This is a genomic window from Caulobacter soli (genome assembly GCF_011045195.1).
Classification (GTDB): Bacteria; Pseudomonadota; Alphaproteobacteria; order Caulobacterales; family Caulobacteraceae; genus Caulobacter; species Caulobacter soli.
The window spans coordinates 3,910,051-3,924,241 of sequence record NZ_CP049199.1; the positions used below are offsets into that span (position 1 = coordinate 3,910,051).

A 14,191-nucleotide genomic window follows, 5' to 3' on the forward strand; every position below is an offset into this window, starting at 1 on the left:
CTGTCCGCGCCGACGGCCTAAATCCCGCCGACGATGGACCTGGCAAGAGAACCCTCATGACGCAGGCGGATGACGCGACACGCACGACCCCGACCGGGTGGCGCATTCGCTGGAACGCCGCCCTGGCCGACCAGGCCTATGCCGACGGCTGGTGGCGGCCCGAGACCTGCGCCGACGCCCTGAACCGCGCGGCGGCCGAAACGCCCGATCGCATCCTGGTGGTCGACGATGTGGCTAGCCTCAGCGCCGCCGAGCTTCACGACCAGGCTAGCCGGCTGGCGCGCGCCATGCTGGTCCGCTTCCAGCCCGGCAGCGTCGTGTCGTTCATGCTGCCCAACTGGCGCGAGGCGGCGGTGATCTACATGGCCGCCACCCTGGCCGGCATGGTCGCCCACCCGATCCTGCCGTCGCTGCGCGATCACGACCTGCGCTTCATGCTGGCCGACATCAAGAGCCGGATGATCTTCGTGCCGGGCACGTTCCGCAATCACGACTACGCGGCCATGCTGGCCCGGGTGACCGAGGTGCTGGAAACCCCGCCCGAAGTGGTCGTCGTGCGCGGCGAGGCGGGCGGCCACACCGCTTTCGCCGACCTACTGGCCGAGACCACGACGGCGGACGTGCCGCCCCTGAACGCCGACGACGTCCGCATGGTGATGTACACCAGCGGCACCACCGGCCGCCCCAAGGGGGTGATGCACACCCACAACTCACTGAACGCCCTGATCCGCCAGATCGGCCGCCATTGGCTGGTCGAGCCCGGCGACCGCTTCCTGGTCCCCTCGCCCATCAGCCACATCGGCGGCTCGATCTACGCGTTCGAGACCCCGCTGATGCTGGGCGCGACGGCGATCCTGATGGAGGCCTGGGAGCCCGACGCGGCGGTGGCGATCATGGTCCGCGAGGGCTGCACCCACATGGCCGGGGCCACGCCGTTCCTGCAGCATCTGCTGGCCTCGGCGCGGAAGGCGGGCACCCGCCTGCCCGACCTGAAGCTGTTCATCTGCGGCGGCGCCTCGGTGCCGCCGGCCCTGATCCGCGAGGCCGCCGGCTATTTCGAGAAAGCGGTCGTCAGCCGCGTCTACGGCTCGACCGAGGTTCCGGTCACCACCGTGGGCGTCATCGATCGCGGCGACCTGGACCACGCCGCCGACACCGACGGCCGTCCCGGCATCGCCGGCGTCAGGATCGCCGACGACGGCGAGATCCGGGCGCGCGGTCCGCAGATGCTGGTCGGCTATGTCCACGCCGAGGACGAGGCCAGCGCCTTCGACGAGGACGGCTACTACCGCACCGGCGACCAGGGGCGGCTGGTGGACGGCGACCATGTGGTGGTCACAGGCCGGATCAAGGACCTGATCATCCGCAATGGCGAGAACATCTCGCCCAAGGAGATCGAGGACCTGCTGATCGGCCATCCCGGCGTCGCCGAGATCGCCATCGTCGGCGTTCCCGACGCCCGAACCGGGGAACGGGCCGTGGCCGTGATCGTGCCGCGCGACGGCGCGAGCCCCGACGTGCCCAGCCTGGCCGAGTTCCTGGCCGGGTTCGGCGTGGCGCGGTTCAAGTATCCCGAGGCCGTGGCGCTGTGGGAGGCGTTGCCGAAGAACGACGCCGGGAAGGTGCTGAAGCAGGGCATCCGGGCGACGCTGACGGCGGGCGGCTAGCGCGCCCCTTCTCCCCTTGCGGGAGAAGGTGTCAGCGAAGCTGACGGATGAGGGGTCGAAAACCCCATCCGGCAAGCGCGGAGAGACCCCTCACCCGACCCGCTACGCGGGCCACCCTCTCCCGCAAGGGGAGAGGGATCATTGTCCAGCTAGCCCTTCGTCATCCCGAAGCTGTAACCGATGTGTTCGGCATGCCCGTTCGGCACCGGCTCGAAGACGATCGAGTCCTTGCGATCGCCAATCTCGCCCATCCGCTCAGCCACCTCGTCGATCGTCCAGGACGGCTGGTAGACCCCTTTGGTCTCGGCGACATAGGCCTTGGCCACGCGGCCGGCGATGGAGACCAGCAGTTCGCCGGTGATCGAGCAATCCTCGTGGGCCAGCCAGGCCACCGACGGGGCCACCAGGTCAGGCTCCATCGGCGGATAGACCGAGGTGTCGCGGCCCTCGGCCATGCGGGTCACGGCCGCCGGTACGATGGCGTTGCTCTTGACCCCGAACTCGGCGCCCTCGATGGCGGCCACATGCGACAGGCCGAACGCACCGGCCTTGGAGACCGAATAATTGGCCTGGTTGCGGCTGCCATAGAGGCCGCCGATCGACGAGGTCAGCACGATGCGGCCATAGCCGGCGTCGCACATCAGGGCATAGGCCGGGCGCACCACGTGAAAGGCGCCGCGCAGGTGGACGTCCAGCACGGAGTCGAAGTCTTCCTGCGACATCTCCTTCAGCGGCGCGCCGCGCACGTTGCCGGCGTTGTGGATCAGGATGTCGACCTTGCCCCAGGTGTCGATCGCCTTCTGGACGATGGCCGCTCCGCCCTCGGGCGTGGCCACCGAGTCGGTCGAGGCGATGGCCTCGCCGCCGGCCGCCTTGATCTCCTGGACTACTTCCTCGGCCACGCCGATGTCGGCGTCGCCGCCCTTCATGCTGGCGCCGGGATCATTGACCACGACCTTGGCGCCCTTGGCTGCCAGCAGCAGGGCGTAGGCCCGGCCCAGCCCCCGGCCCGCGCCGGTGATGACGGCGACGCGGCCGTCGAACCTGAGTTCAGTCATGGGAACATCCTTCGCCTGGATCAGCGTTCAGACGGCCGTATCACGCCGCAAATCGCGCGAGGATCGGCGCGGGCGACATTTCGATGCGGCGATGAATGCGCCGGTCCGGCGGGCGATGATTGACACCATCGTCGAAAAGCGGCGCACCAGGAAGGACATCAAGCCGAAGGGACAGTCGACCATGCAGGTAGCCATCATCACCGGCGCGGGAAGCGGCATCGGCCTGGGCACGGCCAAGATGCTGTACGACGCGGGCATGGCCATCGTCGGCGTGGGCCGCGACGAGGGCAAGCTCGCGACCCTGGCCTCGACCATCAACGACCCCGAGCGCTTGGCCACCCTGTCGGTCGACGTCACCGCCGACGACGCGCCCAAGAAGATCGTCGACCTGGCGCTGGAGCGCTTCGGCAAGATCGACTTCCTGATCAACAACGCCGGCGCCGGCAGCCCCAAGCCGCTGCACGAGACCGACGACGCCCTGCTGGACAGCTTCCTGGACGTGATGCTGCGCGCGCCGTTCCGGCTGTGCCGCGAGGCGATCGGCCACATGGGTCCCGGCTGCGGCATCGTCAACGTGACCTCGACCTACGCCGTGATCGGCGGGCGGCGCGGCGGGGCCTATTCGGCGGCCAAGGGCGGCCTGACCTCGCTGACCGAGCACATCGCCTGCGACTATGGTCCGAAGGGCATCCGCGCCAACTGCGTGGCGCCGGGCGTGACCATGACCGACATGGTCCGTCACCGCTTCGACGACGAGATGTTCAAGCGCGTGAACGTCGAGACCACGCCCTTCCCCCGCCTGGGCGAGGTCGAGGACATCGCCAGCACCATCGCCTTCCTGTGCTCGCCGGGCGCGGGCTTCATCAACGGCCAGACCATCGTGGTCGACGGCGGCTGGACCACGACCAAGTACATGTCGGATCGCGCGCTGCGGACGACGTGGGTGGAGCCTGGCGAGGCGTAGGCCTCTTAAAATCCGCTCATCCCGGCGAATGCCGGGATGAGCGGGGAGAATTAGGAATCCGGGCAGCAAGCGTCCGTGCAGATCTGGCGGAGCATGGCGATCATCTCCACGCGCTTGTCCGCCGGCAGTCCGCGGCCGATCCGCGCCTCCTGCCGCGCGAACACCGCCTGAGCCCTAGCATACAGGTCCCGCCCCTTCGACGTCAGGGACAGGGCGATGGCGCGCCCCCGCCCCGGAACACGCTCCAGCGCGCCCACCGCCGCCAACTGGTTGATCAGCGGCACCAGATTGGCGGGCTTGGCGCGTTGGGCGCGGCTGATCGCGCTTTGCGTACAACCCGGATTGGCCCCGATCAGCATGATCAGCGACGCTTCGCTGGGATTGAGTCCGAGGGGAGCCAGTTCGCCGGCCAGGGCCGACATCACCGCCACCGACGTCCGCCGCAGCTGAAACCCCAGCATGGCTTCGAAGGGATCGGCGAAGGGCTCGGTGTCGTCGGCGGGCTTTTTCACATCGCGTGGGTAGCTCGCTTGCGGGATCGCCGCAAGCAAAGCATATTATGTTTCATAACATATGAGGTCGCCGATCCGAGCGGTCTCGACTTGGGAGAGACAGATGCAAACCAGTTTTCGAACGCGCCTGGCGGCCGCGACCGCCGCCGCCCTTCTCCCGGGCCTCGCGCCCGCGCTGGTTCATGCACAGGAAGCTCCGATGACCAAGACCGAAGCCGGTTCGATCAAGCCTGACGGCACGGTCGTCGTTCCCGGCTTCGACCTGCCGCCATCCATCTATCTGAGCGAGGCGGCCAAGAAGGCCCTGCCCCGCACGCCGACCGATCAGGAAGCCCAGATGCGCCAGATGCTGGCCGCCGGCATGGTGCCCTCGATCCGGCCCAAGATCGGCCAGTACATGGCCCCGCAGATCGACAAGCTGAAGGCGCTGTATCCCGTCACCACTCGCGACGCGGTGATCGACGGCGTGCCGGCGGTCTATGTCGCGCCCGTCGGCGGCGCATCCAAGGCCAACGCCAAGAAGATCCTGCTGAACCTGCCGGGCGGCGGCTTCGTCATGGGCATGGCGCCGGGCACGGGCATGGTCGAGTCGATCCCGCTGGCCAGCCTGGCCAAGGTCGAGATCGTCAGCATCACCTACCGCCAGGCGCCGGAGACGGTCTATCCGGCCGCGACCGAGGACGTAGTCAAGGTCTATCGCGAGTTGCTCAAGACCCACAGGCCGGAAGACATCGCGGTGTTCGGCTGCTCGGCGGGCGGCCTGCTGACGGCCGAGGCCATGGCGGCGTTCATCAAGGAAAAGCTGCCGCTGCCGGCGGCGATCGGCATCTTCTGCGCCTCGGCCGACGCCCGCTGGGCCGGTGACAGCCGCAGCTTCTCCCGCCCCTTCCAGGCGCTGGCCTCGCAGCCCCGCGCCCTGGGCTATTTCGAGGGCGCGAACCTTGAGGACCCGCAGGTGTCGCCGGTGGTGTCGCCCGACCTCCTCAAGCGCTTTCCGCCGACCCTGATCATCACCGCCACCCGGGCCATGGAGATGAGCGCGGCGGTCAACACCCATCGCGAACTGGTCAAGGCCGGGGCAACCGCCGACCTGCACGTCTGGGACGGCCTGGGCCATGCGTTCTTCTACGACCCCGCCCTGCCGGAATCGCGCGAGGCCTTCGACGTGATGACCGGCTTCTTCCAAAAGTATCTGAAGCTGGCGAAGTAGCTGGGGTCCGTCCGCCGAGGCATCGCAAGGCCGATGCCTCGGCGGACGCGATTGCGGGAGCCTGGTCTTTTGGCGACCGTGGCGCCCCCGAAGCCCGCCGGAGCCGCCTGATGCAGATCGTAACGCTGGAGCATGAGGGCGCGGTCCTCAAGGGCGAGCTGTTCGGCGGAGACGCCGGCTCGCCGCGTCCGGGCGTGCTGGTCATGCACAATGCTCTGGGCCTGGGCGCCCAGGTGCGCGAGGTGGCCGCCAATCTGGCCGACCTCGGCTATGTCGCCCTGGCCACCGACATGTTCGGCGCCGAACTGGACGGCGATCCGGCCAAGGCCGGCGCCTATTTCGCCGCCCTCCAGGCCCAGCCCGACCTGCTGCGCGACCGGCTCGAGGCCTGGCATGAAGCCTTCGCGAGACTGCCCCAGGTCGACGCCGAGCGGATCGCCGCGATCGGCTACTGCTTCGGCGGCTTCTGCGTGCTGGAGCTGGCGCGCAGCGGCGCGGATGTCAGGGCCGTGGTCAGCTTCCACGGTCTGCTGACCACCCAGCGCGCCGCCCAACCCGGCATGATCCGGGGTCAGGTCGCGGCCTGGTGCGGCGGGCAGGATCCGTTCGTGCCGGCCGAGCATGTCGAGGCGTTCCGCGCCGAAATGGCCGGCGCCCACGTCTCGTCCCAGATCACCGTCTTCAGCCGCGCCGCCCACGGCTTCACCGATCGCGACGCGGGCGCGCTGGGGCGGCCCGGCGTGGCGTACGAGCCGCTGGCGGATCGGGTGTCGTGGGCGGGAACCTTGGCGCTGCTGGAGGCGACGCTGACGCCCTAATCCACCGCCAGCCCCGCCCCCGCGTCCCGGCCGGCCCAGGCCGCCAGGCGTCCGCCGTCGGGATTGGCCTCGATCCGGTCGTCGTAGTCGAAGACCTTCACCGAGCGATCCTTGGCCGTATAGGCGGGCCAGCCGGGCGCGGGCGTCAGGTGGCGGACGAAGTGGGCGTAGTGGCCGATCATCCGGTGGCCCAAGGCCGCGCGCTTGCCCTTGAACGGCCCGCCCCGCGCCAGGGTCGCGCGGAAGTTCTGCATCGGCCAGGTCAAGGTCAGATCCAGCCCGTGGGTCGCGCCGGCGATCGGGTGGCTGTAGTCGAAGCGATAGTACCAGGTCGGGCTGTGGCCCATCTGGCGCTCGGCGAAATTGCGGGTGGGCATGACGAAGGTCAGGTCGGTGGCCAGGGCCCGCCGCCCGGCCTTGGTGCGCGGATAGGCGGACAGCACACGCGCGGCGTGCGCCTCGCCCAGCTGACTGTTCAGCAACGCCTCCAGCGCCGGCCATTTCGTGGGCAGGATGTCGCCCGGCATCAGCTCGAACAGGCGGATCTCGTCGCGCGCGGCCCCGGCGATCAAGGGAACAGGCGCGGCCGGCCGCTTCAGGGCTTCGTCCAGCGAGCCCGGCAGCAGGTCGCCGTCGAACCAGGGCGAGGCCGGGATGGTGGCCGGGTTCTCCCCACCGACCTGGCCCTGGGCCTCGAACAGACGGCGCACGTCCATGGTCCGCATGGCCTCCAGCCCGCCCTGGTTCAGGTCCAGCAGCTCGACATAGCGGCGGGCGATCTTGCGGCTCTTCTCACGGCTGTGGATCAGGCTGAGCGCCCCGCTCTGCATGATCGCGCCCCGGAACAGCGGCCAGGCCTTCGGTGCGTGCAGCAGCAGCGACACCGACATCGAGCCGGCCGACTGGCCGCCGATCGTCACCCGATCCGGATCGCCGCCGAACGCGGCGATGTTGTCGCGCACCCATTCCAGCGCCGCGATCTGGTCGCGCAGGCCCAGGTTCGAGGGGATGTCGGGCAGACCCAGCGCCTCGCCGAAATTGACGAAGCCCAGCACCCCGACCCGATAGTTGATGGTGACGACGACGACATCGCCCGCCTTGGCCATGGCCGAGCCGTCGTAGGAGCCACCGTTGCCGACCACGAACGCGCCGCCATGGATCCAGACATAGACCGGCTTGCGGTCCACATCCTCGCCCCCCTCGGGGACGTAGATGTTCAGGTCCAGGCAGTCCTCGGCGAACTGCGGCGTCGCCAGCATCGCCCGCTTGGCCGAGTTGCCGTACATCTGGGGACAGCTGGAGCCGACCTTGGTCGCGTCGCGAACGCCGGTCCAGGGCTCGACCGGCCCCGGGGCGGCGAACCGCGCCTGCCGCGCATAGGGAACGCCCAGCCAGCGCCGCACGCCGTCGGCCTGGATCCCTCGTACCGCGCCCGCGGCGGTGTTGATGGTCAATTCGCTCATGATCCGCCCCGATTTTTGCCGGTAGGCTTTCACGGGCGGGGTGTTGGATCATCCGATAAGGGGTTCGCGCGCGCCAGACATCGACCCGGCGATGCAGCCGTCGCCGCGATTGACGACCCGGCCCGCCTTCCTGTTCAAACGCTGAACAGCCGTTCAATCACGGTGCGCGGAAGCTTGGCCGTCGATAGCGCCACGCCCCGACCAGTCGTGGTACCGAAGGCGACACATCAAGCCGCGATCCAAGCGGCGGGGGCTCTGGCCTGAACCGGCCGGTCGACCCAACAGGTCATTAGGAGAGTTGGAATGTCGTTGAAGGGAAAAGTGGCCATCGTCACCGGCGCCGGATCGGGGATCGGCCGCGCCATCGCCGTGCGCCTGGCGCGCGACGAAGCCGCCATCGCCGTCCTGGACCTGAACGGCGACGGCGCCGCCGAGACCGTCAAGCTGATCACCGACGCCGGCGGCAAGGCCATGGCCCTGGTCGCCGACTGCGCCAACGAAAAGGCGATCAAGGAAGCCGCGACCAAGATCCGCGCCGAATGGGGCCCCATCACCATCCTGGTGAACAACGCCGGCATCGCGACCTTCGTGCCCTACATGGATATCAGCGAAGAGGTCTGGGACCGCACGATCGCGATCAACCTCAAGGGTCCGCACCTGTTCTGCCGCGAAGTGATCCCCGACATGCTGGCCGCCGGGTGGGGCCGCATCATCAACATCACCTCCTCGTCGGTCCAGTCGGGTTCGGTCGCCCAGGCGCACTACGTCTCGTCCAAGGGCGGCCTGCTGGGCCTGACCAAGGCGCTGGCGCTGGAATACGCGCCGACGGGCATCACGGTGAACATGGTGCCCCCCGGCTTCATCGATACGCCGATGCTGCGCGGCGCGCCGATCGACGCCGAGGCCTTCGCCAAGACGCTCCCCATGAAGCGGATCGGCCAACCCGAAGATATCGCCGCCGCCTGCGCCTATCTGGCGTCGGAAGAGGCCAACTACATGACCGGCCAGACGATCAGCACCAACGGCGGTCGCTACATGGGTTCGGCCTGACCCAGGCGACCTGAACCGGAGGGTCGGGGCCATGCGCCTGGCGGGAAAGATCGCGATCATAACGGGGGCGGCGGGCGGCATGGGCGAAGCCTCCGCCCTGATCTTCGCGCGCGAAGGCGCCAAGATCGCCGCCGTCGACCTGGACGAAGCCAGGGTCGCGCCGGTGGTCGAGGCGATCCGCGCCGCTGGGGGCACGGCCGTCGCCATCGGCGCCGACATCAGCAAGACCGCCGACGTCCAGCGCATCGTCGACCGGACGGTGGCCGAGCTGGGCCTGCCCACCATCCTGTTCAACAACGCCGGCGTCGACACCGAGGGCAAGCGTTCGATCCTCGACATCACCGAGGAGGCCTTCGACCGTTGCGTCGAGGTGAACCTGAAGGGCGCCTGGCTGATGACCAAGCACGTCGCCCCGAAGATGATCGAGGCGGGCGGCGGGTCGATCGTCAACACCGCCTCGATCGCCGCCCACATCGTCGCCAGCTCCGCCGGCTATTGCGCGTCCAAGGCCGGCGTCGTGGCCCTGACCAAGGTCACGGCGGTCGAGCTGGGCAAGCACGGGATTCGCGCCAACGCCCTGTGCCCCGGCGCCACCGAGACGCCGATGGCCCGCGAGCAGCGCGAGGAAATGCAGCGCAGGGGCCTGCCGACCTCCAACGAGCTGATCGACCGGATGGGCGTGCTGGGCCGCATGGCCCAGCCGGAAGAGATGGCCATGATGGCCCTGTTCCTGGCCAGCGACGAGTCCAGCTTCGCCACCGGCGCGGTGTTCGACAACGACGCGGGCTGGACGGCCATGAGCGGCGTCTCGGTGCAGGCCTTCGCCAAATGAGCGTCTCGCGGGCCTCTCGTTTCCGCGTCGAGCCCGCGCCCGCCGGCCCAACTTGCGCGCCGGCCGACGGCCCCTATGCTTCGCCGATGACTCCCAAACGTCGCATTGGCGCTGAAAATTCCGAAACCCGGACGTTGATCCTCGACGCGGCCGAACAGGTCATCCGCGAGGAAGGCTACGCCGCCGCCAGCACCCGCCGGGTCGCGATCCACGCCGACCTGAAGCCCTCGCTGGTCCACTACTATTTCCCGACCACCGACGACCTGTTCCTGGCCGTGTTCAAGCGCGGCGCGGCGCAGAGCGACGCGATGATCGAGGAGGCCCTGTCCAGCGACGATCCGCTGCGGGCCCTGTGGCGGTTCTTCGCCGACACCAGCCGCAACAATCTGGCGCTGGAGTTCGTGGCCCTGGCCAACCACCGCAAGGTGATCGGCGCCGAGATCGTCCGTCACAGCGAGGCCATGCGCGCGCGCCAGGTCGCCCTGCTCGAGCAGCTGATCGGCGAAAGACTGGCGGCGACGGGCGGCGGCACGGCGGCGGGCTTCAGCCTGGTCCTGGCCGGCGTCGGCCGCGCCCTGGTCATGGAAGGCGAGATGGGCATCCGCGCGGGCCACGACGACGCCCGCGCCTTTGTGGAGGCCTGGCTCGACCGCCTGCTGGCCTAGATCGTTACACCCCCTCGCCCCCGTTCTGGCGGGACTTGACGGCGAAATTCAAAAATGCTGAACATGTGTTCAGCAAATGATAATTCCGTTGGGGAGACAATCATGTCCGTAGACGTTCTGACCCGCGTGGTCGCAGAACAGATCAAGCCGTCGATCGGCAGCCGCGTCCTGAATTCCAAGGCAGAGCTTCTGTCGGGTGAACTCGGCCCGAAACTTCGCGCCCTGCTCGAAGAACGCGGCGTTCTGGTGTTCCCCAAGATCAACTTCACCGATGAAGAGCAGATCGCCTTCACCAAGACCATGGGTACGTTCGCGCCCGAGCACCGCGGCGGCGAAGAAATCCACAAGATCACGCTGGACGTGAAGGAAAATCCGCAGAGCGCGGAATACCTCAAGGGGTCGCTCTACTGGCACATCGACGGCACCATGAACAGCGTGCCGATCCTGGCCTCGCTGCTGTCGTGCAAGGTCCCGGCGACCTGGGGCGGCAACACCGGTTTCTGCAACACCTACGCCGCCTACGAGGCCCTGTCTGACGAGGACAAGGCCAAATACGAGGCGATGCGCGTGGCCCACTCGGTCTGGGCGACCGTGTTCTACTACGAGCCCGAACCGAGCCTGGCCAAGCTGAAGGGCATGCAGGCGATCGGCGAGAACGAGTTGCCGCTGGTGTGGAAGCACGCCTCGGGCCGCAAGTCGCTGGTGATCGGCTGCACCGCGCACCGCGTCGTCAACGTCCCGGCCGACGAGAGCGCCCGGGTCATCGTCGGCCTGCGCGAATGGGCCACTCAGGAAGAGTTCAGCTACAGCCACGAATGGAGCGTCGGCGACCTGGTGATCTGGGACAACACTGGCACCATGCACCGCGCCGAGGCCTATGATCCCAAGTGCAACCGCATGATGCACCGCACCAAGCTGCAGGGCGAAGAGCCCTTCGAGTAGGTCGCGGGCGTCTTGCGCCAAGCCAAGAGCGCGCTCGATCCTGATGGGATCGAGCGCGTTTTCGTTTGGGAGCCCTACTTCTCGTCCGCCGGCTTGGGCAGGCTCAGGAGCGCCAGGCTGCTGGCGGCCATGAAGGCGACGGTCAGCCACAGGAACGGGCCGTAGCCGTGATAGCGGTCGAAGACGGCTGACGCGGTGAGCGGGCCCAGCGAGGTGCCGACCGACAGCGCGGCCAGCAGCCCGCCATAGAGCGCGCCGAAGTTCTTCAGGCCGAAATGCCGGGTGGTCAGGTAGACGATGACGTCGACCTCGGCCCCCAGGGTCAAGCCGATCAGGATCGCCGCGGCGGCCTGCGGCAGGGCCGCGTCGCCCGAGACCAGTAACAGGATCGAACCGATCGCCGGCAGCATGAAGGCCCCCGCCCCCACCAGCGATCCCCGGAACCGGTCCAGCAGCAGGCCGGTCACCAGTCGCCCGGCGATCGACGAGAAGCCCACCAGCGAGGCGATGCCCGCGGCGCGCAGCGGATCCGCGCCCCGGTCGGTCAGGATCGGCACGAAATGCACGACCAGGGCGATGATGGTGAAGGTGAACAACAGGCTGGCCAGCAGCAGCCGCAGATAGATCGTCGACTTCAGGCCCTGGGCCAGGCTGACGCCCGCCAGCTCGCGCCGTTCCTCGCGCGCGACGTTCCTGGCCGGCTTGTCGTGCGCGCCCCGGAAGAACAGGAAGATCATCGGAAAGACGATCGCCACCCAGATGGCCGCCTGGATCACCACCGCCGTCTGCCAGCCGTGCATCTTGATCAGCCAGCTGCCCAGCAGCGGAAAGACCGCCGCCGCCACCGAGGCGCCGCACAGGGTCACGGCGAAGGCCAGGCCGCGCGAGGCCTCGAAGCGGGTAGCCACGGCGCTGGTCCAGATCGTGGCCTGCACCGGCAGGGTGGCGACGGCCAGCAGGCCCCAGAGCAGGAACCAGTTGCCCCGGTCGCCGGTCGCGGTCCCCAGCAACGCGAACGCTCCGGTGGTCAGCAGGATGCCCGCCAGGCCGAACAGGCGCGGTCCCAGCCGGTCCACCGCCACGCCGATCGGCAGGCTGAACACCGCCTGGACCAGGGTGGCGATCGTCAGGCCGAAGGTCGTCTGGGTGCGCGACCAGCCGAAAGTCTCGCTGATCGGGCCGATATAGGGGCCCAGGCCGTAGATGTGGATGACGCTGGTGGCGTAGCCCAGCGCCGCGGCGATCGGCAGCATGTAGTGGCGTCGCCACTCCGCGGTGGCCCCCGTTGCCGTCATGATCGTCGCCCCCCGTTTGTTGTTGTGGTTGGACCGCTAGAGCGGCCTCAACTCATCTCGAAATGTTCCATGCCGCCCCCGATCGTGAAGGGACCCAGCAGCTCGCGAAATTCCTGGAACAGCGACGCCGTCGTGAAGGCCACGTGGGCGTCCATCGTCTCCCAGGTGATCAGCAGCATGAACTTTGCGCGGGTTCTCGACCCCGCGCCCCAGGCGCACGTCGCTGGCCCCGGCCACGCCCGACAGCAGCGGCACGCCGCGCTCGGTCATGGCCGCCGCGAAGGCCTCTTCCGAGCCGTCCTTGATCAGCAGCTCGGCGCGCTCGACCAGCATGGCCTAGCCGATCGAACGCGGCGCGCCCGTCCCCATGAACTTGGCCAGGTTGTAGTGCAGGCTGGCGACCGAGCGCTCCATGTAGGGATTGGGCTGGGTGCCCCGGAAGCCGATGTTCTTCATGCCCTGCTGGACGGCCTGCATGTTGGCGAAATCCTGCTGCAGCACCGGCGGCCAATCCTCGGCCTTGGTGTAGTCCCACTCGGTCGCCGGCTCCTCGCCCTTCGGGAACAGCTCGTAGACCGCCGCCTCGAAGACGCACATGTCCGGATCGTCGCCGTACGGACGGGCGCTGTAGCAGAGCAGGTTGTTGACGGCGTGGCCGATCTGGAAGTTCGGGAAGATCTGCCAGGCGGTGCCGGCCTTGGCGGTGTGCGAGGGCTCGACCGTCGGCCAGACCACGCCACGCTTGGCGTCATGCTCGCGCGCCGACTTCAGCCAGTGAGCGAACACCTGCGGGCCGGGCGTGCCCTCGGGCAGTTCGTCCTTCAAACGGTTGGCCGCGTCGACCAGGGTCTGGGTGGTGTTGGTGTTGGCGTTGGCCCAGGTGAAGTTCTGCAGCTCGGCCGTGGTGATGCGCGGATCACCGTTCGTGCCCAGGCGCAGCTTGGCCGCGTCCTCTTCCAGGTCCTTGGGCGCCTCGTAGCCGATGTTGGTGTGCAGGCCGTGGTTGCGGGCCCAGCCGCGGAACTGGCCGAACTCGAGGAATTCGGGGTGGGTGCTGGCCACGTGGTAGGTCTCGGAGAACGCCTCCATCGCGACCTTCCAGTTGCAGTTGAAGACGATCCACTTGCGCCAGCGGAACCGCATGTTCTGGGTCTCGAACGGATCGAGCATGGCGGGAACGGGATTCAGATACTGGGCCAGCGGCGCGGCGTTCGGATCCAGGTTGATCCAGATCCAGCCGCCCCACGTGTCGACCTGCACCTTGCCCAGGCTGGTGCGCTCTTCGGTCAGCGCGCCCTGCCAGTCGTCCTTGTGTTCGAGATAGGTGCAGCGGCCTTCCAGATTGAAGGTCCAGGCGTGGAAGCCGCAGACGAAGCTGGCCCGCTTGCCGACCGCGTTGCGCTTGCCCGGCGGGGTGTCGATCAGGCGGCGCCCCCGGTGCGGGCAGACGTTGTGATAGGCGCGGATCTCGTCGGGACCGGCGCGCGTGATGATCACCGAGTCCACGCCGATGTCGTAGGTGATGTAGCTACCGACCTCGGGGATTTCCTCGATGCGTCCGGCCTGCAGCCAGGTCTTGCGCCACAGCTTGTCCTGCTCGGCGCGGGCGTAGTCCTTGGAGACATAGGCCTCGGCGGGGACGGTGACCGGCCCGACCAGGTCGTCGGCGCTCTCGGCGATCTTGCCCATCTTGGTCATGTCGCGTCCTCACTTGC

Annotated in this window: 15 protein-coding genes; 9 read left to right on the forward strand and 6 right to left on the reverse strand. The window is 68.4% G+C overall.

Translation table 11 applies throughout. From position 1 onward, the window contains the following. The first annotated feature begins 56 nt into the window (after positions 1-56). Entirely contained in the window at positions 57-1,667 is a 1,611-nt protein-coding gene (locus G3M62_RS18290; RefSeq protein ID WP_165189609.1) for an AMP-binding protein, read from the forward strand. A 149-nt stretch (positions 1,668-1,816) separates the two neighbouring features. On the opposite strand, the gene G3M62_RS18295 is transcribed toward G3M62_RS18290, so the two are convergent. After that, on the reverse strand, positions 1,817-2,725 hold the full coding sequence (locus G3M62_RS18295; protein WP_165189611.1) for an SDR family NAD(P)-dependent oxidoreductase: 909 nt from the start codon (positions 2,723-2,725) through the stop codon (positions 1,817-1,819). A gap of 181 nt (positions 2,726-2,906) precedes the next feature. Here G3M62_RS18295 and G3M62_RS18300 point away from each other — a divergent pair, with 181 nt between their 5' ends. Next, on the forward strand, positions 2,907-3,689 hold the full coding sequence (locus G3M62_RS18300) for an SDR family NAD(P)-dependent oxidoreductase (RefSeq protein ID WP_165189613.1): 783 nt from the start codon (positions 2,907-2,909) through the stop codon (positions 3,687-3,689). Between the two features lie 50 nt (positions 3,690-3,739). Here G3M62_RS18300 and G3M62_RS18305 read toward each other — a convergent pair whose 3' ends face one another. After that, the gene (locus tag G3M62_RS18305) at positions 3,740-4,240 is read right to left on the reverse strand and encodes a MarR family winged helix-turn-helix transcriptional regulator (RefSeq protein WP_205691886.1); all 501 of its coding nucleotides are present in this window, start codon (positions 4,238-4,240) and stop codon (positions 3,740-3,742) included. A 160-nt stretch (positions 4,241-4,400) separates the two neighbouring features. On the opposite strand from G3M62_RS18305, the gene G3M62_RS18310 reads away from it, so the two are divergent. Both G3M62_RS18310 and G3M62_RS18315 read left to right on the forward strand, forming a co-directional pair. Then, on the forward strand, positions 4,401-5,411 hold the full coding sequence (locus G3M62_RS18310; RefSeq protein ID WP_165189615.1) for an alpha/beta hydrolase fold domain-containing protein: 1,011 nt from the start codon (positions 4,401-4,403) through the stop codon (positions 5,409-5,411). A 110-nt stretch (positions 5,412-5,521) separates the two neighbouring features. Further along, positions 5,522-6,229 carry a dienelactone hydrolase family protein gene (locus G3M62_RS18315; protein ID WP_165189617.1) on the forward strand — a complete coding sequence of 236 codons (708 nt, stop codon included), beginning with the start codon at positions 5,522-5,524 and terminating at the stop codon, positions 6,227-6,229. On the opposite strand, the gene G3M62_RS18320 is transcribed toward G3M62_RS18315, so the two are convergent. Beyond that, positions 6,226-7,692, reverse strand: a complete 1,467-nt coding sequence (locus G3M62_RS18320; protein ID WP_165189619.1) for a carboxylesterase/lipase family protein — start codon at positions 7,690-7,692, stop codon at positions 6,226-6,228. The two genes, G3M62_RS18315 and G3M62_RS18320, sit on opposite strands and share 4 nt — an antisense overlap. 303 nt (positions 7,693-7,995) lie before the next feature. Here G3M62_RS18320 and G3M62_RS18325 point away from each other — a divergent pair, with 303 nt between their 5' ends. The 4 genes from G3M62_RS18325 (at position 7,996) to G3M62_RS18340 (ending at position 11,181) form a co-directional block, all read left to right on the forward strand. Beyond that, a complete protein-coding gene (locus G3M62_RS18325; protein ID WP_165189621.1) occupies positions 7,996-8,742 on the forward strand; it encodes an SDR family NAD(P)-dependent oxidoreductase in 747 nt (248 codons plus the stop codon). A 31-nt stretch (positions 8,743-8,773) separates the two neighbouring features. After that, positions 8,774-9,574 (forward strand): SDR family NAD(P)-dependent oxidoreductase, encoded by an 801-nt coding sequence (locus G3M62_RS18330; protein ID WP_165189623.1) that lies wholly within the window; start codon positions 8,774-8,776, stop codon positions 9,572-9,574. Between the two features lie 134 nt (positions 9,575-9,708). Then, positions 9,709-10,239, forward strand: coding sequence for a TetR/AcrR family transcriptional regulator (locus G3M62_RS18335; RefSeq protein ID WP_205691887.1), 531 nt, complete (start codon positions 9,709-9,711; stop codon positions 10,237-10,239). A gap of 102 nt (positions 10,240-10,341) precedes the next feature. Continuing rightward, complete coding sequence (locus G3M62_RS18340) at positions 10,342-11,181, forward strand: TauD/TfdA dioxygenase family protein (RefSeq protein WP_165189627.1); 840 nt, start codon at positions 10,342-10,344, stop codon at positions 11,179-11,181. A 74-nt stretch (positions 11,182-11,255) separates the two neighbouring features. Here the strand turns inward: G3M62_RS18340 and G3M62_RS18345 are convergent, their stop codons facing one another. Further along, positions 11,256-12,476, reverse strand: coding sequence for an MFS transporter (locus G3M62_RS18345; RefSeq protein ID WP_165189629.1), 1,221 nt, complete (start codon positions 12,474-12,476; stop codon positions 11,256-11,258). 47 nt (positions 12,477-12,523) lie between these two features. Beyond that, on the reverse strand, positions 12,524-12,655 hold the full coding sequence (locus G3M62_RS26780; protein WP_281360065.1) for a hypothetical protein: 132 nt from the start codon (positions 12,653-12,655) through the stop codon (positions 12,524-12,526). 5 nt (positions 12,656-12,660) lie between these two features. On the opposite strand from G3M62_RS26780, the gene G3M62_RS18350 reads away from it, so the two are divergent. Further along, complete coding sequence (locus G3M62_RS18350) at positions 12,661-12,816, forward strand: hypothetical protein (protein ID WP_165189631.1); 156 nt, start codon at positions 12,661-12,663, stop codon at positions 12,814-12,816. Here G3M62_RS18350 and G3M62_RS18355 read toward each other — a convergent pair. Next, complete coding sequence (locus G3M62_RS18355) at positions 12,813-14,174, reverse strand: aromatic ring-hydroxylating oxygenase subunit alpha (RefSeq protein WP_165189632.1); 1,362 nt, start codon at positions 14,172-14,174, stop codon at positions 12,813-12,815. The genes G3M62_RS18350 and G3M62_RS18355 overlap by 4 nt on opposite strands. Between the last annotated feature and the right edge of the window lie 17 nt (positions 14,175-14,191).